This window comes from Burkholderia sp. BCC1985 (assembly GCF_905339915.1).
Taxonomy (GTDB): Bacteria; Pseudomonadota; Gammaproteobacteria; order Burkholderiales; family Burkholderiaceae; genus Burkholderia.
Genome location: NZ_CAJPGY010000051.1, coordinates 1 through 20,028 on the forward strand (window position 1 = coordinate 1; position 20,028 = coordinate 20,028).

Here is a 20,028-nt window from a genome sequence, read left to right on the forward strand (position 1 = left end):
GGCGCAGAAATGCGCGATCTCAGTGAATGTCAGGACGGCCGAACGATCAGATCGCAATCCCGGAGTCCTGCAGTTTGTCGATTTGCAGGCATGTCGCAGTTCAACCGATCTGCGATCCATGTCCTGCGACGACACGCCAGCCGCTGCCCGATCGGCGCCACAGGCGCGTGTAGGCGAACGTGCCGTTGAATGCGGTGCCGTCGAAACAACCGGCAAGCATGGCCTTCGTCGTGGTGAGGATCATCTCGCCGATCGCTTTTGCCTGCGTTTCCCCAATATCGAGTGTGTCGAGACGCAGCAGTTTCGCGCGATGGGCGGTCAGATCGTCGTGCTTCGAGATGACCTGTCCACTCCGAACGGTGAAGACCAGCTCGTCATCCAGCAACGTGTCCAGTGCGTCGACGTCGTTGGCGAGCATTGCCGCTCGAAGTGCGGTTTCATAGGGTTCGATGACTGCACGAACGGTATCCATATCGGGGCCTCGCATCAGCTCGAAGGATCAGGATTCCAAGCATGGTCGGCGGGCGTGCCGCGCTGCCGACAAACAGTACGGTGGTTGCGGGTTCGCAGCCCAATCGACTGCATGGCCGTCGAACGAGCAACAATCGCCTCCTCAAGCAGAGGAACACGGTTCTTCCATACCTTGCATGACGGCCTTACCCGTCAGCGCGCTCGCATCGAGCGTGGCGCCTGCGCCCCATTGACCTCCCGCCGAAACGCCCCCGGGCTCGTCCCCGTCCATTTCCGGAACGCACGATGAAACGCACTGGGCTCGGTAAAACCGAGTTCCGCCGCGATTTCCGCGACGCTGAGCGTTTGTCCGCGCAGCAGCGACTGGGCCAGCGCGCCGCGCAGTTCGTCCTTGATCAACGCGAAGCTCTGCCCCTCGCTGCGCAGGCGTCGCCGCAGCGTCGCGGGCGTCGTGCCGAGGCGCACGGCCAGCGTGTCGAAGTCCGGCCACTCGCTGGCCGGCAGCGCCTTCAGTCGTGCGCGCGTCTTCGCCACCCAGCCGGTGTCGTGCCGATAGCGCACGAGCAGGTTGCCGGGCGCGCCGCGCAGGAAGGTCTTCAGCGCCTGCCCGGAGCGGATCGTCGGCAGCGCGAGGTACATGGCGTTGAACGCGAGCCGGCTGTCGGGACGGTCGAAATGCACGGGCACACCGAAGAACTGGTGGTAGTCACCGCGCTGGTCGGGGCTCGGGCACGCGAAATCGATGCGCTGCAGCGGAATGCGCCGGCCGATCAGCCAGCAGGCGACGCCGAGCAGGATCAGCCAGAACGTCCGGTAAGCGAACGCCGAATACGGTGCGCCTGCCTGCGTGAGGACGATCTGCGCCTGGCCGTCGGCGACCACGAGCTCGCCGTGCGGTTCGTCGAGCACGACACGCAGGAACTGCAGCGCACGCCGCAGCGCCTTCTCGAGCGTGCCCGCGTGCAGCACGGCATGGCACAGCAGCGTGAAGCTGCCGCGCCGCATCGGGCGGGCCGCGAGCCCGAAGAATTCGTCATCGATCGCGCTGGCGATCGCCAGCCACAACCGGCCGTACTGCTGCGGCGTGACGGGCTCGCGCACGGCGGCCGGCAGGCCGGCGGCACGCAGCACGGCCTCGGTCGGCATCCGCCGACGGCGCAGGCTCTCGAGCGCATCCTCGACGAAACCCGGCGAGATCATCTGCGGCCCCATTTTTTCATGTCCTCCAGACATGGCAAAAGCGATCACGATTCTAGATTCTGTTTGTCATTGATTGCAATGTGACGGCTGTCTACCATCATCGATATACCCCCGGTTCGCCGGCGGTCATAACGAACAGGAGACACGCATGCGTGATGGAGCAACCGCCCGGGTGGTGCCGGCCTACGCCGACGCCGTGGCCGGCTTCCGTATCGAGACCGCCGCCGCACATCTGCACGGCGACCTGGAGCAGGGCCTGAACGCCTGCGTCGAATGCTGCGACCGGCATGCGGCGGCGGATCCGGATGCGATCGCGCTCGACTGGATCGACGTCGGCGGCCGGCACCGCAGCTTCACGTTCGCGCAGATGCAGGCGCTGTCGGCGCGGGTCGCGAACCTGCTGGTCGAGGAGGGCGTGAAGCCGGGCGACGTGGTCGCCGGCCTGTTGCCGCGTACGCCGGAACTCGTCGCGACGATTCTCGGCACGTGGCGCGCAGGCGCCGTCTATCAGCCGCTCTTCACCGCGTTCGGACCGAAGGCGATCGAGCACCGGCTGCGCATGAGCGATGCGCGTCTGGTCGTCACCAACATCGCGAATCGCGCGAAGCTCGACGAGATCGTGGATTGCCCGCGGGTCGCGACGGTGCGCGAGGCGGGCGACGCGCTGCCGGCGCGCGACATCGATTTCCGTGCGGCGCTCGACGTGCAGTCCGCGCTATTCGAACCGGTGCCGCGCAAGGGCACCGACCTGTTCATGATGATGTCGACGTCGGGTACGACGGGCCTGCCGAAGGGCGTGCCGGTGCCGCTGCGCGCGCTGCTCGCGTTCGGCGCATACATGCGCGACGCGGTGGACCTGCGCGCCGGCGATCGTTTCTGGAACATCGCCGATCCGGGCTGGGCATACGGCCTCTACTACGCGATCACGGGCCCGCTGCTGCTCGGCCACGCCACGACGCTGTACGAGGGCGGCTTCACGGTCGACAGCACCTACGACGTGATCGAACGGCTCGGCATCACGAGCCTCGCCGGTTCGCCGACCGCGTACCGGATGCTGATGGCGGCCGGCACGGAAGCGGCATCGCGCCTGAAAGGGCAGCTGCGGGTCGTCAGCAGCGCGGGCGAACCGCTGAATCCGGAAGTCGTGCGCTGGTTCCACGCGGCGCTCGGCGCACCGATCTACGATCACTACGGCCAGACCGAGCTCGGCATGGTCGTGAACAATCATCACGGGCTCACGCACGTCGTCCATGCCGGTTCGGCCGGCCTCGCGATGCCCGGCTATCGCGTCGCGGTGCTCGACGACACCGGTCGCGAACTCGGCCCCGGCGAGCCCGGCAACCTCGCGATCGACATCGCGCGCTCGCCGCTGCTGTGGTTCTCCGGCTACTGGCAGCAGGACACGCCGGCGATCGCGGGCGGCTACTACCGGACCGGCGACAACGTCGAGCTCGAGCCGGACGGCACCGTGAGCTTCATCGGCCGCGCGGACGACGTGATCACCTCGTCCGGCTACCGGATCGGCCCGTTCGACGTGGAAAGCGCGTTGATCGAGCATCCGGCCGTCAGCGAGGCCGCGGTGATCGGCGTGCCGGACCCGGAGCGCACGGAGATCGTCAAGGCGTTCGTCGTGCTGTCGAAGGGCTTCGACGGCACGCCGGCGCTGGCCGACGAACTCAGCCAGCACGTGAAGCGACGGCTGTCGGCCCACGCCTATCCGCGCGCGATCGAGTTCGTCGACGCGCTGCCGAAAACCCCGAGCGGCAAGATCCAGCGCTTCGTGCTGCGCAAGATGGAAGCCGAGAAGGTCGCTCAATCCTGACTATCGAATACTGACTACGGACTGCGAATGAACATCAAGGATCGCGTTTTTCTGATTACGGGCGCCGGTTCGGGCCTCGGTGCCGCGGTGGCGCGCATGGTGGTCGCCGAAGGCGGCAACGCCGTGCTGCTGGACGTCAACGAAGACGCCGGCGCGAGCCTCGCGCACGAACTCGGCACATCCGCACGCTTCGTGAAGACCGACGTGACGAGCGAAGCCGACGGGCAGGCCGCCGTTGCCGCCGCGCGCGCCGCGTTCGGCCGCATCGATGCGCTCGTGAATTGCGCGGGCGTCGCACCGGGCGAGAAGGTGGTCGGCCGCGAAGGCCCGCATTCGCTCGATCGCTTCGCACGTGCGGTATCGATCAACCTGGTCGGCACGTTCAACATGATCCGGTTGGCGGCGGATGCGATGTCGAAACAGGACGCCGACGCGGAAGGCGAGCGTGGCGTGATCGTCAACACCGCGTCGGTCGCGGCGTTCGACGGACAGATCGGGCAGGCCGCGTATGCGGCATCGAAGAGCGGCGTGGTGGGCATGACGCTGCCGATCGCGCGCGAACTCGCGCGGTTCGGCATTCGCGTGGTGACGATCGCGCCGGGCATCTTCGCGACGCCGATGATGGCCGGCATGCCGCAGGACGTGCAGGACGCGCTCGGCAAGAGCGTGCCGTTCCCGCCGCGGCTCGGCCGCCCCGAAGAATTCGCGGCGCTGGTGCGCCACGTCGCCGAGAATACGATGCTGAACGGCGAAGTCATCCGTCTCGATGGCGCGCTGCGCATGGCACCGCGCTGACACTGGAGGAATGCAATCATGACGACACAGGATCCGATCGTAATCGTCGGCGCGGCGCGCACGCCGATGGGTGGTTTTCAGGGCGACCTGGCCGCGGCCAGCGCGAGCGAGCTCGGCGCGGTGGCGATCCGCGCGGCGCTCGAGCGCGCGAACGTGCCCGCGGAGCGCATCGACGAAATCGTGTTCGGCTGCGTGCTGCCGGCCGGCCAAGGTCAGGCGCCGGCGCGGCAGGCCGCGCTGAAGGCCGGCTTGCCGCTGGGTACGGGCGCGACCACGGTCAACAAGATGTGCGGCTCCGGGATGAAAGCCGCGATGTTCGTGCACGACCTGCTGCTGGCCGGATCGGCGGACGTGGCGGTCGCGGGCGGGATGGAGAGCATGACGAATGCGCCGTACCTGCTGCCGAAGGCGCGCGCGGGAATGCGCATGGGGCACGGCCAGGTGCTCGACCACATGTTCCTCGACGGGCTCGAGGATGCGTACGACAAGGGCCGGCTGATGGGCACGTTCGCGGAGGATTGCGCGCAGGCTTACCAGTTCACGCGCGAGGAGCAGGACGCGTTCGCGATCGCGTCGCTGACGCGCGCGCAACGCGCGATCGCGGAAGGGCGCTTCGTGTCGGAGATCGCGCCGGTGACGGTGAAGTCCGGCAAGACGGAAGCCGTCGTGTCGATCGACGAGCAGCCGGGCAAAGCGAAGCTCGACAAGATTCCGACGCTCAAGCCGGCGTTCCGCGAAGGCGGCACGGTGACGGCCGCCAATTCGTCGTCGATTTCCGACGGTGCGGCCGCGCTCGTGATGATGCGCCGCTCGGAAGCAGACCGGCTCGGCCTTGCGCCGAAGGCGGTGATCGTCGGGCATTCGACCTACGCGAACAAGCCGGGCCTGTTCGCGACGGCGCCGATCGGCGCGATCCGCAAGCTGTCGGAGAAAACCGGCTGGAACCTGCGCGACGTCGACCTGTTCGAGATCAACGAAGCGTTCGCGGTGGTTGCGATGGCCGCGATGCGCGATCTCGACCTGTCGCACGACAAGGTGAACGTGCACGGCGGCGCGTGCGCGCTCGGCCATCCGATCGGCGCATCGGGCGCACGCGTGATGGTGACGCTGCTGGCCGCGCTCGAAGCGTATGGGCTCAAGCGCGGCGTCGCGTCGCTGTGCATCGGCGGCGGCGAGGCGACGGCGATCGCGATCGAGCGCGTCGCGTAACGCGCGCCGGGAGGACGCAGGCGGTCTGGCCCGGGGCCATACCGCCGCATCGGCGAAGCGCGTCACGTGCGCTTCGCCGAATTCGCCGTCATTCGACCGTTTCGCCTTTCGCCTGCAGGTCGGCGTGATAGGACGAGCGCACCATCGGCCCCGATGCGACCTGGCTGAACCCGAGCGCAAGCGCGCGCTGCCGCAACTGTGCGAATTCCGCGGGTGGAACGAAGCGCTTCACCGGCAGGTGGTGGCGGGTCGGCTGCAGATATTGGCCGAGGGTCAGCATGTCGACACCATGCGCGCGCAAGTCGCGCATCACCTGTTCGACCTCGTCGATCTCTTCGCCGAGGCCCAGCATCAGGCCCGACTTGGTCGGCACGTTCGGCGCAGCGGACCTGAATGCCTGCAGCAGGCCCAGCGAGTGCAGGTAGTCGGCGCCCGGCCGCGCCTCGCGATACAAGCGCGGCACGGTTTCCAGATTATGGTTGAACACATCCGGCGGGGATGCCGCGAGCAGGTTCAGCGCAACCTCGTGCCTGCCGCGAAAATCCGGCGTCAGCGCCTCGATCCGGAGTGCCGGGTCGATCCCGCGTGCGGCGCCGATGCAGGCCGCAAAGTGTGCGGCGCCGCCGTCGCGCAGGTCGTCGCGATCGACCGACGTGATCACCACGTACTTGAGCCTCATCGCTGCGATCGTTTCGGCGAGTCGTGCCGGCTCGTCCGGATCGAGCGGAAGCGGGCGGCCGTGCCCGACATCGCAGAACGGACAACGCCGTGTACAGATGGCGCCCATGATCATGAAGGTCGCCGTGCCGTGAGCGAAGCACTCGCCGAGATTCGGGCAACCGGCTTCCTCGCATACCGTATGCAGCTTCTGCTCGCGCAGGACCTTCTTGAGCGCCATCACCTCGCGCGAGCCGGGAAAGGCGGCACGAATCCATTCAGGCTTGCGCGGCATGTCGGCCGGTTCGGTCGCGACGATCCTCACGGGGATGCGAGCCATTTTTTCGGCGGCGGAGAGCCGGGTTCCGGCGGCCATCGGCGTGTTGCGGATATTCGTGTTCGCCATGGCTTACCCGCGGTAGTAGCGTTGCGCGACGAACGGGGTTCTCGCGACTTCCATCGGAACCGGTTTGCCGCGGACGATCGCATGCAGTGCCGTGCCCGGTGTCGCGAATTCGGCCGCGACATGGCCGATGGCCACCGGGCCGCCGTACGTCGGACCGAAGCCGCCGCTCGTCACCGTGCCGATCGAGCGCCCGTCGGCGTCGACGATGTCGGCGCCCTCGCGCACCGGCACCCGGTCTTTCACGACGAAGCCGACGCGTCTTCTTTTCACGCCCTCGGCGATCTGCCGCGCGACGACATCCGCGCCGGGATAGCCGCCGGCGCGTGCACCGCCAGGGCGTCGCACTTTCGAGAGGGCCCACAGCAGCCCGCCTTCGATCGGCGTGGTGCCGGTGTCGATGTCGTGGCCGTACAGGCACAGGCCGGCTTCGAGACGCAGCGAATCGCGCGCGCCGAGACCGATCGGCTCGACGGCAGGGTCGGCCAGCAGCAGGCGTGCGAGCGCTTCCGCCCGATCGGCCGGCACGGAGATCTCGTAGCCGTCCTCGCCGGTGTAGCCGGAGCGGCTGACCATGCACGCCGCGCCGGCCAGCTCGACACGCGTGCTTTGCATGAAGACCAGTTCGGCCAGGCGGGGCGCCAGGCGCGCCAGAATCGACGCGGCGGCCGGCCCTTGCAGGGCGAGCAGCGCGCGGTCGGCCAGCTCGACGACGTTACAGCGGTGGCCGATCCGTTCCCTCAGATGGCGGAGGTCGCGGTCCTTGCACGCGGCGTTGACGACCGCGATCAGCTCGGCGTCGCCGAGGCGGGTGATCATCAGGTCGTCGAGAATGCCGCCTTGCTCGTTCGTGAACAACGCGTAGCGCTGCATGCCCGGCGGGAGGTCGATCACGTCGACCGGCACCAGCGTTTCGAGCGCGGCGGCGGCATCCGGGCCCGACAGCAGCACCTGTCCCATGTGCGAGACATCGAACAGCCCGGCCTGCTCGCGCGTGTGAAGATGCTCTTTGAGTATGCCGAGCGGGTACTGGACGGGCATTTCGTACCCGGCGAACGGAACCATCTTCGCGCCGAGCTCGACGTGAAGGTCGTGAAGTGGAGTACGAGAAAGTGGGATCGTCATCGTTGTTCCGGATCAACAGGATTTTAGGAGATCGCGCGCGGCACAGCTTCGGAGTACGGAATGAACGACTGGAACGATCCCGTATCCGGAGGCGTGTCCCGTTCTCCGGAGCGACGTCGAAGTCGCTCCCGAAGAACGGTCGGGCAACGGCCCGAGCGGCCGTTACTTGCCGTATACCGGGAATGCGCCGCACAGTTCGGCGACGTGTCGCCGAACGCGGTCGATGACCGACGGGTTCTCGATATCGGCCAGGATGTCGCAGATCCAGCCGGCCACCGCGCGCGCTTCCGCTTCCCTGAAACCGCGGCTCGTCACGGCAGGCGTGCCGATGCGAATGCCGCTGGTGACGAACGGGCTCTGCGGGTCGTCGGGCACCGCGTTCTTGTTCACGGTGATGTGCGCGCGGCCCAGCGCCGCATCGGCCGCCTTGCCGGTCAGCCCCTGGCGGATCAGGCTGACGAGGAACAGGTGATTGTCCGTTCCGCCGGAGACGATGTCGAAGCCGCGTTTGACGAACGTATCGGCCATGGCCCGGGCGTTGGCGACCACCTGCTGCTGATGGATCCGGAACCCGGGCGACAGCGCTTCCTTGAACGCAACGGCCTTGGCGGCGATGACATGCATCAGCGGGCCGCCCTGGATGCCGGGGAACACGACGGAATTGAGCTTCTTCTCGATCTCCGGGTTCGTCCGGGCGAGAATCAGGCCCCCGCGCGGGCCGCGCAACGTCTTGTGGGTCGTCGTGGTGACCACGTCCGCGTGCGGCAGCGGATTCGGGTACGCGCCGGCCGCCACCAGGCCCGCGACGTGAGCCATGTCGACGAACAGGTATGCGCCGATGGCGTCGGCGATCTGCCGGAAGCGCGCCCAGTCCGCCACGCGGGAATAGGCGGAGAAGCCGGCCGTGATCAGTTTCGGCCGGTGCGCGGTCGCCAGCGCCTCGACCTGGTCGTAATCGATCTCGCCGGTTTTCGCGTTCAGGCCGTACTGCACCGCACGATAGAGCTTGCCCGAGAAATTCACATGCGCGCCATGCGTCAGGTGACCGCCGTGCGCGAGGCTCATGCCGAGTATCGTGTCGTGCGGCTCGAGCAGTGCCATGTAGACGGCGGCATTGGCCTGGCTGCCGGAATGAGGCTGCACGTTCGCGTAGCCGGCACCGAACAGCGCCTTTGCGCGATCGATCGCCAGCTGTTCGACAACGTCGACGAATTCACAGCCGCCGTAGTAGCGCTTGCCCGGATAGCCCTCGGCATACTTGTTGGTCAGCACCGAGCCTTGCGCCTGCAGCACGCGCCGGCTCGTGTAGTTTTCCGAAGCGATGAGCTCGATATGGTCTTCCTGGCGAATGCGCTCGCGTTCCATCGCCGTCCACAGTTCGTCATCGAAGCCTTCGATCCGCATGTCTTTGCTGAACATTTTTCCTTCTCCTGGTATCGGTGCGGCGCGCACGTCGGGTGCGCGGCCGCTCAAGCAGGGTTGAGTGTCGTTACGAGTGGGTCGGCCGGCGCGTCACGATCGATACGCTTCCATCGGCGGACACGAACACACGAGGTTGCGGTCGCCGTAGACGTTGTCGACCCGCGAAACCGGCGGCCAGTACTTGCCGCCTGCCGTCGCCGCGACGCCGAGCGGATAGACGGCCTGTTCGCGCGAATACGCGTGAGGCCAGTCGCCCACGAGTTCGGCCGCCGTGTGCGGCGCGTGCTTGAGCGGATTGTCTTCGGCATCCAGCGTGCCCGCTTCCACGGCTGCGATTTCGGCGCGGATCGCGATCATCGCGTCGATGAACCGGTCGAGTTCGGCCTTCGATTCCGATTCGGTCGGCTCGATCATCAGCGTGCCGGCGACCGGGAAGCTCATCGTCGGCGCGTGGAAGCCGAAATCGATCAGGCGCTTGGCGACGTCGTCGACGCTGATGCCGCTGCTGTCCTTCAACGGCCGCAGGTCGATGATGCATTCGTGCGCGACGCGGCCGTTCGGCCCCGTATAGAGAATCGGGTAGTGTGGCGAGAGGCGCGCGGCGATGTAGTTGGCGTTGAGGATCGCCACCTCGGTTGCACGCTGCAACCCGCGTGACCCCATCAACGTGATGTAGGTCCACGTGATCGGCAGGATGCTCGCGCTGCCGAGCGGCGCCGCGGACACCGCACCGATCCCCGGCACGCTGCCCTCCCGATGCCCGGGCAGGAACGGCGCGAGATGCGTCTTGACGCCGATCGGGCCGACGCCGGGGCCGCCGCCGCCGTGCGGGATGCAGAAGGTCTTGTGCAGGTTCAGGTGGGACACGTCGCCGCCGAACGCGCCCGGCCGGGCGAGGCCGACCAGCGCGTTCATGTTGGCGCCGTCGATGTAGACCTGGCCGCCGTGCGCATGGACGATGTCGCAGGCGTCGCGTACGCGGGCCTCGAACACGCCGTGGGTCGACGGATAGGTGATCATGATCGCGGCCAGCCGGCTGTCGTACCGGGCGGCCTTGGCGGCGAGGTCGTCGATGTCGACGTTGCCGTCGTCGTCGCAATCGACGACGACGACCTGCATGCCGGCCATCTGTGCGGATGCCGGGTTCGTGCCGTGCGCCGACGACGGAATCAGGCAGATGTCGCGCCGTGCCTCGCCGCGGCTCGCGTGATACGCGCGGATCGCGAGCAGGCCCGCGTATTCGCCTTGCGAGCCCGCATTCGGCTGCAGCGACACCGCGTCGTATCCGGTGATCGTGCACAGCATTGCCTCGAGTTCCCGCGCCAGCACGCGATAGCCGTCGGCCTGTTCGGCCGGTGCGAACGGATGCAGCCGGGCGAACGCCGGCCACGTGATCGGCATCATTTCCACGGTGGCGTTCAGCTTCATCGTGCAGCTGCCGAGCGGGATCATCGTGCGGTCGAGCGCGAGATCCTGGTCGGCGAGCCGGCGCAGGTAGCGCAGCATTTGCGTTTCCGAATGGTGGCTGTTGAACGCCGGGTGCGCGAGGAAGGCGCTCCGGCGCAGCAGCGGGGCAGGCAACGCATCGGCGGTGGCGGCGTCGACGGCCGCGAAGTCGGGAACGGCGCGCCCTTCGGAGAAGATCGACCAGAGCATGACGATATCGTCGGACGTGGTCGTCTCGTCGAGCGAGACGCCGATCCGGCGCGCGTCGATGGCGCGCAGGTTGACCCGGCGGGCCCGTGCCGCCGCGTGCACGGCATCGGTGCGAATGCCGCTGTCGACGGCGATGGTGTCGAAGCAGTATTCGGTTGGCACGGCATGGCCGAGCCGGCGCAGGCCCGCGGCCAGGATCGCGGTGAGGCGGTGGATGCGGCGCGCGATCGCGGTCAGCCCGTGCGGGCCGTGATAGGCCGCGTAGAAGCCGGCGATATTGGCGAGCAGTACTTGCGCGGTGCAGATGTTGCTGGTGGCCTTCTCGCGCCGGATGTGCTGTTCGCGCGTCTGCATCGCGAGGCGCAGCGCCGGGCGGCCGTGCGCGTCGATCGACATGCCGACCAGTCGTCCCGGCATCGTGCGCCTGAACGTGTCGCGCGTCGCGAAATAACCGGCGTGCGGGCCGCCGTAACCCAGCGGCACGCCGAAGCGCTGCGTGGTGCCGACCGCCACGTCGGCGCCGAATTCGCCCGGCGGCGCGAGCAGGGTCAGCGCGAGCAGGTCGGCGGCGACCACGGCCAGCGCGCCGTTCGCATGCAGGGTGCCGACCACGTCGCGGTAATCGTGGATGTCGCCGAAGGTGCCCGGATATTGCAGCAGCGCGGCGAAACAGCCGGTGGCGGACAGATCGCGGCGCGGATCTCCGACGACGATCTCGATGCCGAGCGGCTCCGCGCGCGTGCGAACGATCTCGATCGTCTGCGGATGGCAATCGTGCGCGACGAAGAAGATCCGGCTGTCCGACCGGGCGAGGCGCCGGCAGAACGTCATCGCCTCGGCGGCCGCGGTGCCTTCGTCGAGCATCGACGCGTTGGCGATCTCGAGGCCGGTCAGGTCGGCGATCATGGTCTGGAAGTTGAGCAGCGCCTCCAGGCGGCCTTGCGAGATTTCCGGCTGGTACGGCGTGTAGGCCGTGTACCAGGCCGGGTTTTCCAGCACGTTGCGCTGAATGACCGGCGGCGTGTGGGTGTCGTGGTATCCCATGCCGATGAACGAGCGGAACACCTGGTTGCGGCCTGCCAGTGCAGCCAGCCGGTCCAGCGCATCGGCTTCGGTGCAGCCGGGAGGCAGGGCGAGCGGCGCATCGCTGCGGATCGCCGCGGGGACGACCTGCTTCAACAGCTCGTCGACGGAGTCCACGCCGAGCACGGCCAGCATCGCGGCCTGTTCGTCGGCATCGGGGCCGATGTGGCGGCGGACGAACGACTCGCGCTGCGCGACGGAATCGAATGCGTTCATGGCCGTCTCCATCATTCGCCGATATAGGCGCGATACGCGGCGGCGTCCATCAACCCGGTCAGCTGCTCCGGGCTGTCGATGCGCATCCTGAAGAACCAGCCGTCGCATTCCGCCGAATCGTTGACGAGGCTCGGCGTGTCGCCCAGGGCGGCGTTCGCTTCCAGCACGGTGCCGGACACCGGCATCTTGACCTCGCCGGCGGCCTTGACCGATTCGACGGTGGCGGCCTCGTCGTACTGGGCAAAGGCGTCGCCTTCATTTGGCAGTGCGATATAAACCAGATCGCCCAGCTGCGATTGCGCGTGGTCGGTAATGCCGACGGTGGCGCTGCCGTCGTCTTCGACGCGCAGCCATTCATGGGATTCGGTGTATCGGACCTCGCTCATATGCTCTCTTCCTGACAGGGTTGCGTTGAGTGATGCGGCACACGCAAGCCGGAAGTGCACGGGCGGGAGGATGATCGACGAGTCGGCATCCGGACGAGACCGGGGCATTCCAGGCTGCGTGCCTGATGCCCCCTCTGTCCGTTTGCCTGAGAGATTGCGCGCCCCGGCGGGGCGCTTCTCCTTCGGCGAGGCTTGGTCGACGACCAGAGGCCTACTCTCCAGAGCGCTAATCGATGCGTCAGTCCTTTTGCCTGAGAGTTTCTGGGGCGATTCCCCTTCGGCGCCGCCGGACGGCGGTCTCTCCTGACACATCCCGATAGCTGGCGACAATCTAGTCGCACGCCCGCGGCGGTGTCAACACCCCGTTCGACCGCCCATGAGGCGAGGCAGATGCCGCGGCACGGCGCAGGCGCGCCGAAAACGACGCGCGGCATGGCGGAGCAAGGCCGCGCCGCGATCGCGGCCGGTCGATACTTCGGTGGAGACCGAAATGAATATCCGATATCGACTATCTGTCCGCCGGCGGGGGGCGGTTGCCCGACTGGGCCATCAGGTCGTCGAGGAACGCGCGAAGCACGGTCGGCTGCGCGGCGCCGCGGCGCGTGATCGACGAGAACGGCCACGCGGACGTGAGCTGTTCCGCGGCGAGCTGGCGCATCTGGCCGGCGTCGACCCACTGTCTCGCGTAGTGCCGCGGCAGAAAGCCGATATACGCGCCCGTCAGGATCAGGATCGCCTGTGCCTCGACATTGTCGACGGTCGCGGCCGCGCTGCCGCTCTCGAGCAATTGCAGGTCGCGCTGCTGCAGGAACGCGCGCGCGACCACCTGGCTTTGCCGGACGCGCTCGATCAGTGCGTCGCCGGTGGCGTCGGTCGAGAACAGCGGATGGTAGCGGCTGCAGTAGAGGCCGTCGGGCTCCTCGTACAGCTGCGTGTAGGACAGGCCGGCGACGGTGAGCGGGAAGTGGCCGATCGCGAGGTGCAGCCGCCCGTCGAGCACGCGCTCCTCGAGCTCGGCCGGCGTGCCGATGTAGATGTCGAGCTGGACGTCGTGACCGCGCGAGACGAACCGGCGCAGCGCGAGCGGCAGGATGCTGTCGGTGTCGGTGACCGTGTTGTCGATGATGCCGAGATGAAGCCGGCCCGAGATGCGCTGCTTGAGCGCATGTGTGTCCATGCAGAACGCTTCCACCGCGAGCGCGAGGCGCTGCGCGGATTCGTAGGTTGCGACGCCGTGTTCCGTCAGACGAAAGCCGCTGCGGCCGCGTTCGCACAATTTGACGCCGAGGCGCGTTTCGAGGCTCGTCATCTGCTCGCTGATGGTCGACTGGCTCACGTTCAGCGCGGCCTGCGCGGCGGAGAAACCGCCGCATTTCACGATGGTCATGAAAATCCTGAGCAGTTTCAGGTCGATGTCCTGCAGCTGTTTCACGTTCCGTTCTCCTCCGTCCGTCACATCGGAATATCCGATATGGACATCTGATGCCTGCTATTTTTCCGGAAAAAATTTTTGCCCATAGTGACCGCAAAGGCAAGCGCATGGACGGCCGTGCGCCGAAGACGAATCCGCATACAGATGGAGACGGAGACAATGCAGAACAACAGCTATGAAAAGGGCAGGCTCAACCTGCCGTTCGTCGGTCACTGCACCTTTGCGAAGGCGCCGGTGTGTCTCGACTGGGAGAACATAGACGCGGACGTCGCGATCCTGGGTGCGCCCAACGACATGGGCACCCAGTGGCGCTCGGGCGCGCGCTTCGGCCCGCGCGGCATTCGCGAGGCGTCGACGCTGTTCTCGTTCGGGCACGCGGGCGCGTACGATCACGAAGACGACTTGCTCTACCTGACCGAGGACCAGGTTCGCATGGTGGACGTCGGCGATGCGGACATCGTGCACACCGACATGGCCACGAGCAACGCGAACATCGAACTGGCCGTGCGCAAGATTCTCGCCGGCGGGGCGATGCCGGTAGTGCTCGGCGGCGATCATTCGGTGCATGCGCCGGTGATCAAGGCGTTCGAAGGCCGCGGGCCGATTCACATCGTGCATTTCGATGCGCACCTCGACTTCGTCGACGAACGCCACGGCGTGCGATACGGACACGGCAACCCGTTGCGCCGGGCCTCCGAGATGGACCATATCGCCGGCATGACGCAGCTCGGCATCCGCAACGTCTCGTCATCCAACCGCAGCGACTATGACGCGGCCCGTGCCGCGGGTTCCAACATCCTGTCCGTGCGCGATGTCCGGCGCCTCGGCACCGACGGCGTGCTCGAGCAGATTCCGCAGCGCGGCGCCTACTACATCACGATCGACATCGACGGCTTCGATCCGTCGATCGCGCCGGGAACCGGCACGCCGAGTCACGGCGGTTTCCAGTACTACGAAGTGCTCGAGATCATCCAGGCGCTCGCGAAGCGCAGCCACGGAAGCATCGTCGGCATGGACCTGGTGGAAGTGGCGCCGGCTTACGATCCGACCGGCACGACGTCGATCCTGGCCGCGCAACTGCTGATGAACAGCATCGGTTTCATTTTCCACGCGCGCAGCCTGGCCCGCGCCCGCTGAGACATTCATATCAGGAATCGGGCGCGACGTCTCGCGGGACGCCCGAAGTCACTACCGTACGGCCCGGGGGACCTCGCCGAGAGGCGCCGGGCAGGCTATCAAGGAAGATCAACATGGATGCCGTAGTCGCGCAATATCTCGATCGTCACGATGTTTCCCAGGCGACCCGCAACTTTCTCGCCAGGCCGATGAAGATGTTCATCGGCGGCGCGTGGGTGGACGGCAGCGACGGCCAGTTCAGCGCCGTCACCGAGCCGTCGACCGAGGGCGTCATCACGCAGATTCCGTTCGCGACGCCGGCCGATCTCGACCGTGCCGTCGCCGCCGCCCGACACCAGTTCGATCACGGCGAATGGCGCCGCCTCAAGCCGCTGGAGCGCGAGCGGCTGCTGCACCGGCTGGCCGACCTGATCGAGGCGCACGCGGACGAACTCGCGGAGATCGAGTCGATCGACATGGGCAAGTCCGTCGCGCAGGCCCGCGCGATCGACATCCAGGGCACGGTCGACACGTTCCGCTATTTCGCCGGCTGGGCATCCAAGCTGCACGGCCGCACGGTCGAGCCGTCGCTGCCGGGCAACTATCTGGCTTATACGCGCAAGGAGCCGATCGGTGTCGTGGGCGCGATCGTGCCGTGGAACTATCCGCTGCAGACCATGGCCTGGAAGCTGGCGGCCGCGCTGGCGGTCGGCTGCACGACGGTCGTGAAGCCGGCCGAACTCACGTCGCTGTCGACGCTGCGCTTTGCCGAACTGGTGCAGGAAGCCGGCATTCCGGACGGGGTGGTCAACATCGTGACCGGTCGCGGCAGCGTGATCGGCGCCGCGATGGCGAGCCACCCGGGCATCGACAAGCTGACCTTCACGGGTTCGACGCCGGTCGGGCGCGACGTCGGGCAGAACGCGGTGCGGCACATCAAGCGCGTGACGCTCGAACTCGGCGGGAAGTCCCCGGTCATCGTGCTGGATGACGCCGATATCGACGCCGCCGCGCAGGCCGTGGCCAACGGCGTGTTCTTCAACTCCGGCCAGGTGTGCGACGCGGGCACGCGGGCCTACATCCACCGCGACATCCATGACCGTTTCCTCGCGGCGCTCGCCGACTACACGGCGACGTTGAAGATCGCCCCCGGGCTGGATCGCGATTGCTTCATCAGCCCGCTCGTGTCGGCCAGGCAAAAGGACACGGTCCTGTCGTACATCGAATCCGGCATCCGGGAAGGCGCCGAATGCTACTACGGCGGCCGCGCCCATGTGGGCCCGGGGCACTTCGTCGAACCGACGATCTTCGCGCATTGCCGTCCCGACATGCGGATCGTCCGCGAGGAAATCTTCGGCCCGGTGCTCGTGACCGCGCCGTTCGACACGCTCGACGAGGCCGTGGCGCTCGCGAACGATTCGTCGTTCGGCCTGGCCGCCGCGATCTACTCGAACGACCTGGGCCGCGTGCACGGCCTGATTCCGCGGTTGCAGGCGGGCACGGTCTATGTGAATGCGCACAGCACCATCGATCCGGCGCTGCCGTTCGGCGGGTTCAAGACGTCCGGGTTCGGCAAGGACCTCGGGCCGGAGCAGCTCGACTATCTGATGGAGACCAAGTCAGTCTGCATCACGCTTCCCTGACCGGTTGCACGTGATGTGCCGCCTGCCGCCGGCATGCACGGCAAAAGCCTGCAGCCGGCCGAAGGCGGCCTGATTCCGATGCGAAATCTTCTCGACCCGTTCGTCCGGACCGGTCCGGGGAATTCGCTCTGCTTAGCCCTTTGCGATCATGGGGTACGACATGCAGGCAGAAACAAACGTATTGAAGGCGCCGCGCGGCGACCACGGTGCCATCGAGGCGCACTCGATCGACTTCGTCCCGGAAAGCGAGCGTACCGACCGGCTGGCCAGCCAGGGGCCGTTCTGGTTCGTCGGGAACTTCACGTTCTTCACGATGACGATCGGCTTCGTCGGGCCGAGCGTCGGTCTCGATTCGTTCTGGACCACCGTCTCGGGCACGCTCGGCATCATGTTCGGCACGCTGTTCATGGCGTTCCACGGCTCGCAGGGACCGCATCTCGGCTTGCCGCAGATGATCCAGTCGCGCGCGCAGTTCGGTTATCGCGGCGTCGTGCTCGTGCTGCTCGCGACGTTGTTCGTCTTCGCGGGCTTCAACATCGTCAACCTGGTATTGATGATGCAGGGCCTCAGGACGCTGTTCCATTGGGATCCGCTGCAGGTCGCGCTGGTCGTGACGGTGCCGGCCACGATCCTCGCGATCCTCGGACACGACTGGATGCACCGGACGTTCAAATGGTCGTTGTATCTTTCGCTGCCGCTTTACGGCCTCGTGACGCTGGCGGTGCTGGCCGGCTGGATCCATGACGCGCCGGCGGCGGCCGGTGCGCCGGTCGCGAAGCTGGGCTTCAACTGGACCGGCTTCATCGCGCAGTTCGCGGCGGCGGCCAGCTACAACATCGCGTATGCGCCGTACGTGTCGGACTATTCGCGCTACCTGCCGAAGAACACGCCGAGCGGCAGGCTGATCGCCGCGGTGTTCGTCGGGGCATCGCTGTCCGGCGCGTGGATGATCGCGGTGGGCGGATGGCTCGGTGCACACCTGCATGCGACCGATGTGCTCGTCGCGCTCCACGGCGTGGGTGCCGGAATCGCGCCGCAGCTGGGCACGGCGGTCGTGGCCATCACGATCGTCGCGTTCCTGCCGGTGATCGCGATGAACATCTACAGCGCGAAGCTGACGGCCATCACCAGCGTGGACTCGTTCCGGAAGGTGGAGCCGACCGCGAAGGCACGGATCGCGGCGATCGTCTTCGTCGTGCTGCTGCAGTTCGGCGTGGCGATGCGCATCTACGCGTCCGGTTCCGGCCTGTCGGTGCTCAACATCTATCTGGTGGTGATGCTGTATTTCCTGGTGCCGTGGACGGCAGTCAACCTGACCGACTACTTCTTCGTGCGCAAGGGGCGTTACGCGGTACCGCATTTCTTTCGCCCGCGCGACAGCCTGTACGGGAACTGGGGCGGACGCGGCCTGCTTTCGTACCTGATCGGGTTCGTGTCGATGGTGCCGTTCTTCTGCATCTTCGACGGCGACCGCGAGGTCTATGTCGGCCCGCTCGCGAAGGCGATGGGCAGTGTCGACCTGGCCTGGCTGGTGGGGCTGATCGTCTCGGCGCTCGCGTACTACGTGCTGTGCCGGTCGCTCGACCTGCGGCGCGAGGAAGCGGAAATCGCGCACATCGAAGCGCACATGCCGGAGTTCACCACCGGCGAGAAAAAGCGCGGCTGACCCGGCACGCCAGGATCATTCATCGAGCAGGATAATCAAGATGACTAAATACTACGACTACATCATTGTGGGCGCGGGGTCGGCGGGATGCGTGCTGGCGAACCGCCTGACCGAGGATTCGAGCGTCAGCGTGCTGGTTCTGGAGTACGGCGGAAGCGATCGCAGCGTGATCATCCAGATGCCGAGCGCGTTCTCGATGCCGATGAACACGAAGCGGTTCAACTGGCACTACGAGACGGCGCCGGAACGGAACCTGGACGGACGCCGCCTACATTGCCCGCGCGGCAAGGTGCTCGGCGGCTCGTCGTCGATCAACGGCCTGGTCTACATTCGCGGGCATGCGTGCGATTTCGACGAATGGGAATCGCTCGGCGCGCGCGACTGGGGATACCGCAACTGCCTGCCGTATTTCCGCAAGGCCGAGAGCTACAAGTTCGGCGGCGACGAATATCGCGGCGCGGACGGCCCGCTGAGCACCAACAACGGCAACAACATGCAGAACCCGCTGTACGGCGCATGGGTCGAAGCGGGGGCCGAGGCCGGCTACATCAAGACCGACGACTGCAACGGCTACATGCAGGAAGGGTTCGGCGCGATGCACATGACGGTCAAGAACGGCGTTCGGTGGTCGACCGCGAACGCGTACCTGCGCCCGGCGATGCAGCGACCCAACCTGACCGTTCTCACCCATGCGATGACGCGCCGGATCGTGATGGAAGGCAAGCGCGCGGTCGGCGTGGTCTACGAGCAGGGCGGCGTCCAGCACACGGTACGCTGCACGCGCGAAGTGCTGGTGTCGTCGGGGCCGATCGGCTCGCCGCATCTGCTGCAGCGCTCGGGGATCGGGCCGGCCGACGTGTTGAACAAGGCAGGGATCGAGGTCGTGCACGACCTGCCGGGCGTCGGCGAGAATCTTCAGGATCACTCGGAAATCTACATTCAATACGAGTGCAAGGAGCCGGTGTCGCTCAACGGCAAGATGGGGCTGCTCGGCAAGGCGATGATCGGCCTGCGCTGGCTGCTGTTCAAGGACGGGTTGGGTGCCAGCAACCATTTCGAGGCAGGCGGGTTCATCCGTTCCGAAGCAGGGCTGCGCTGGCCCGACATCCAGTTCCACTTCCTGCCGGCGGCGATGCGTTACGACGGCGACAAGCCGTACAAGGGGCACGGCTTCATGGTGCTCACGGGGCCGAACAAGCCCAAGAGCCGCGGGCACGTTCGGGTTCGCTCCGCCGATCCGTACGAGCATCCGGAGATCCGGTTCAACTATCTCGACCGCGAGGAAGATCGCGAGGGGTTCCGTCGCTGCGTGCGCCTCACGCGCGAGATCGTCGGGCAGCCGGCCATGGATCGCTTTCGCGGCGTGGAGCTGGCACCCGGCCCGGACGTGACGACGGACGACGAGATCGATGCGTTCGTGCGTGCCAACATGGAAAGCACGATGCATCCGTGCGGCTCGTGCCGGATGGGCGAGGACGCGATGGCCGTGGTGGATTCGGAATTGCGCGTGCGCGGCGTTCAGGGCCTGCGCGTCATCGATTCGTCGGTGTTTCCGACCGAGCCGAACGGGAACCTGAACGCGCCGACCATCATGCTGGCCGAGCGGGCGGCCGATCTGGTGCGCGGGCGGAAGACGCTCGCGCCGTCCGATGCGTCGGTCGGTTTCGTCGAGAACTGGGAAGCGCAGCAGCGCACGGGCGTTCCCAAGCGCAAGGTGGCCGCTTAA

The 20,028-nt window shown here is 66.9% G+C and carries 16 protein-coding genes and 1 riboswitch; of the genes, 8 read left to right on the forward strand and 8 right to left on the reverse strand.

What is annotated here, in order from left to right:
• Window positions 1–100: 100 nt before the first annotated feature.
• Window positions 101–472 (reverse strand): nuclear transport factor 2 family protein, encoded by a 372-nt coding sequence (locus U4Z31_RS32005; protein ID WP_321812446.1) that lies wholly within the window; start codon window positions 470–472, stop codon window positions 101–103.
• Window positions 473–663: 191 nt separating this feature from the next.
• Window positions 664–1,683: an AraC family transcriptional regulator gene (locus U4Z31_RS32010; protein ID WP_321812447.1), complete on the reverse strand. Its 1,020-nt coding sequence runs from the start codon at window positions 1,681–1,683 to the stop codon at window positions 664–666.
• A 136-nt stretch (window positions 1,684–1,819) separates the two neighbouring features.
• On the opposite strand from U4Z31_RS32010, the gene U4Z31_RS32015 reads away from it, so the two are divergent.
• From U4Z31_RS32015 to U4Z31_RS32025, 3 genes are read left to right on the forward strand one after another with little or no spacing between them, the layout of a single operon-like run.
• Complete coding sequence (locus tag U4Z31_RS32015; protein WP_321812448.1) at window positions 1,820–3,493, forward strand: acyl-CoA synthetase; 1,674 nt, start codon at window positions 1,820–1,822, stop codon at window positions 3,491–3,493.
• Window positions 3,494–3,520: 27 nt separating this feature from the next.
• Window positions 3,521–4,288 (forward strand): 3-hydroxyacyl-CoA dehydrogenase, encoded by a 768-nt coding sequence (locus tag U4Z31_RS32020; protein WP_321812449.1) that lies wholly within the window; start codon window positions 3,521–3,523, stop codon window positions 4,286–4,288.
• A gap of 18 nt (window positions 4,289–4,306) precedes the next feature.
• Window positions 4,307–5,497 (forward strand): acetyl-CoA C-acetyltransferase, encoded by a 1,191-nt coding sequence (locus tag U4Z31_RS32025; protein ID WP_321812450.1) that lies wholly within the window; start codon window positions 4,307–4,309, stop codon window positions 5,495–5,497.
• Window positions 5,498–5,585: 88 nt separating this feature from the next.
• On the opposite strand, the gene lipA is transcribed toward U4Z31_RS32025, so the two are convergent.
• The 6 genes from lipA to U4Z31_RS32055 all read right to left on the reverse strand — a co-directional run bounded on the left by lipA (window position 5,586) and on the right by U4Z31_RS32055 (window position 13,877).
• Window positions 5,586–6,560: a lipoyl synthase gene (lipA, locus tag U4Z31_RS32030; protein ID WP_415750317.1), complete on the reverse strand. Its 975-nt coding sequence runs from the start codon at window positions 6,558–6,560 to the stop codon at window positions 5,586–5,588.
• Between the two features lie 3 nt (window positions 6,561–6,563).
• Window positions 6,564–7,682 (reverse strand): glycine cleavage system aminomethyltransferase GcvT, encoded by a 1,119-nt coding sequence (gene gcvT / locus U4Z31_RS32035; protein ID WP_124523610.1) that lies wholly within the window; start codon window positions 7,680–7,682, stop codon window positions 6,564–6,566.
• Window positions 7,683–7,844: 162 nt separating this feature from the next.
• Window positions 7,845–9,101: a serine hydroxymethyltransferase gene (gene glyA, locus U4Z31_RS32040; protein ID WP_321812451.1), complete on the reverse strand. Its 1,257-nt coding sequence runs from the start codon at window positions 9,099–9,101 to the stop codon at window positions 7,845–7,847.
• Window positions 9,102–9,194: 93 nt separating this feature from the next.
• Window positions 9,195–12,059 carry an aminomethyl-transferring glycine dehydrogenase gene (gene gcvP / locus U4Z31_RS32045; protein ID WP_321812452.1) on the reverse strand — a complete coding sequence of 955 codons (2,865 nt, stop codon included), beginning with the start codon at window positions 12,057–12,059 and terminating at the stop codon, window positions 9,195–9,197.
• Between the two features lie 11 nt (window positions 12,060–12,070).
• The gene (gcvH, locus tag U4Z31_RS32050; RefSeq protein WP_321812453.1) at window positions 12,071–12,445 is read right to left on the reverse strand and encodes a glycine cleavage system protein GcvH; all 375 of its coding nucleotides are present in this window, start codon (window positions 12,443–12,445) and stop codon (window positions 12,071–12,073) included.
• A 229-nt stretch (window positions 12,446–12,674) separates the two neighbouring features.
• Window positions 12,675–12,761: riboswitch (glycine riboswitch) on the reverse strand.
• Window positions 12,762–12,953: 192 nt separating this feature from the next.
• Complete coding sequence (locus U4Z31_RS32055; protein ID WP_059534474.1) at window positions 12,954–13,877, reverse strand: LysR family transcriptional regulator; 924 nt, start codon at window positions 13,875–13,877, stop codon at window positions 12,954–12,956.
• A 50-nt stretch (window positions 13,878–13,927) separates the two neighbouring features.
• Here U4Z31_RS32055 and U4Z31_RS32060 point away from each other — a divergent pair, with 50 nt between their 5' ends.
• From U4Z31_RS32060 to betA, 5 genes are all read left to right on the forward strand, one after another.
• Entirely contained in the window at window positions 13,928–14,056 is a 129-nt protein-coding gene (locus U4Z31_RS32060) for a hypothetical protein (protein WP_260427325.1), read from the forward strand.
• On the forward strand, window positions 14,037–15,014 hold the full coding sequence (speB, locus tag U4Z31_RS32065; RefSeq protein WP_321812454.1) for an agmatinase: 978 nt from the start codon (window positions 14,037–14,039) through the stop codon (window positions 15,012–15,014). Before U4Z31_RS32060 ends, speB begins: the two co-directional genes overlap by 20 nt.
• Window positions 15,015–15,127: 113 nt before the next feature.
• A complete protein-coding gene (locus U4Z31_RS32070) occupies window positions 15,128–16,636 on the forward strand; it encodes an aldehyde dehydrogenase family protein (RefSeq protein ID WP_321812455.1) in 1,509 nt (502 codons plus the stop codon).
• Between the two features lie 160 nt (window positions 16,637–16,796).
• Entirely contained in the window at window positions 16,797–18,302 is a 1,506-nt protein-coding gene (locus tag U4Z31_RS32075; protein ID WP_221622576.1) for a purine-cytosine permease family protein, read from the forward strand.
• Window positions 18,303–18,342: 40 nt separating this feature from the next.
• A complete protein-coding gene (gene betA / locus U4Z31_RS32080; RefSeq protein WP_321812456.1) occupies window positions 18,343–20,028 on the forward strand; it encodes a choline dehydrogenase in 1,686 nt (561 codons plus the stop codon).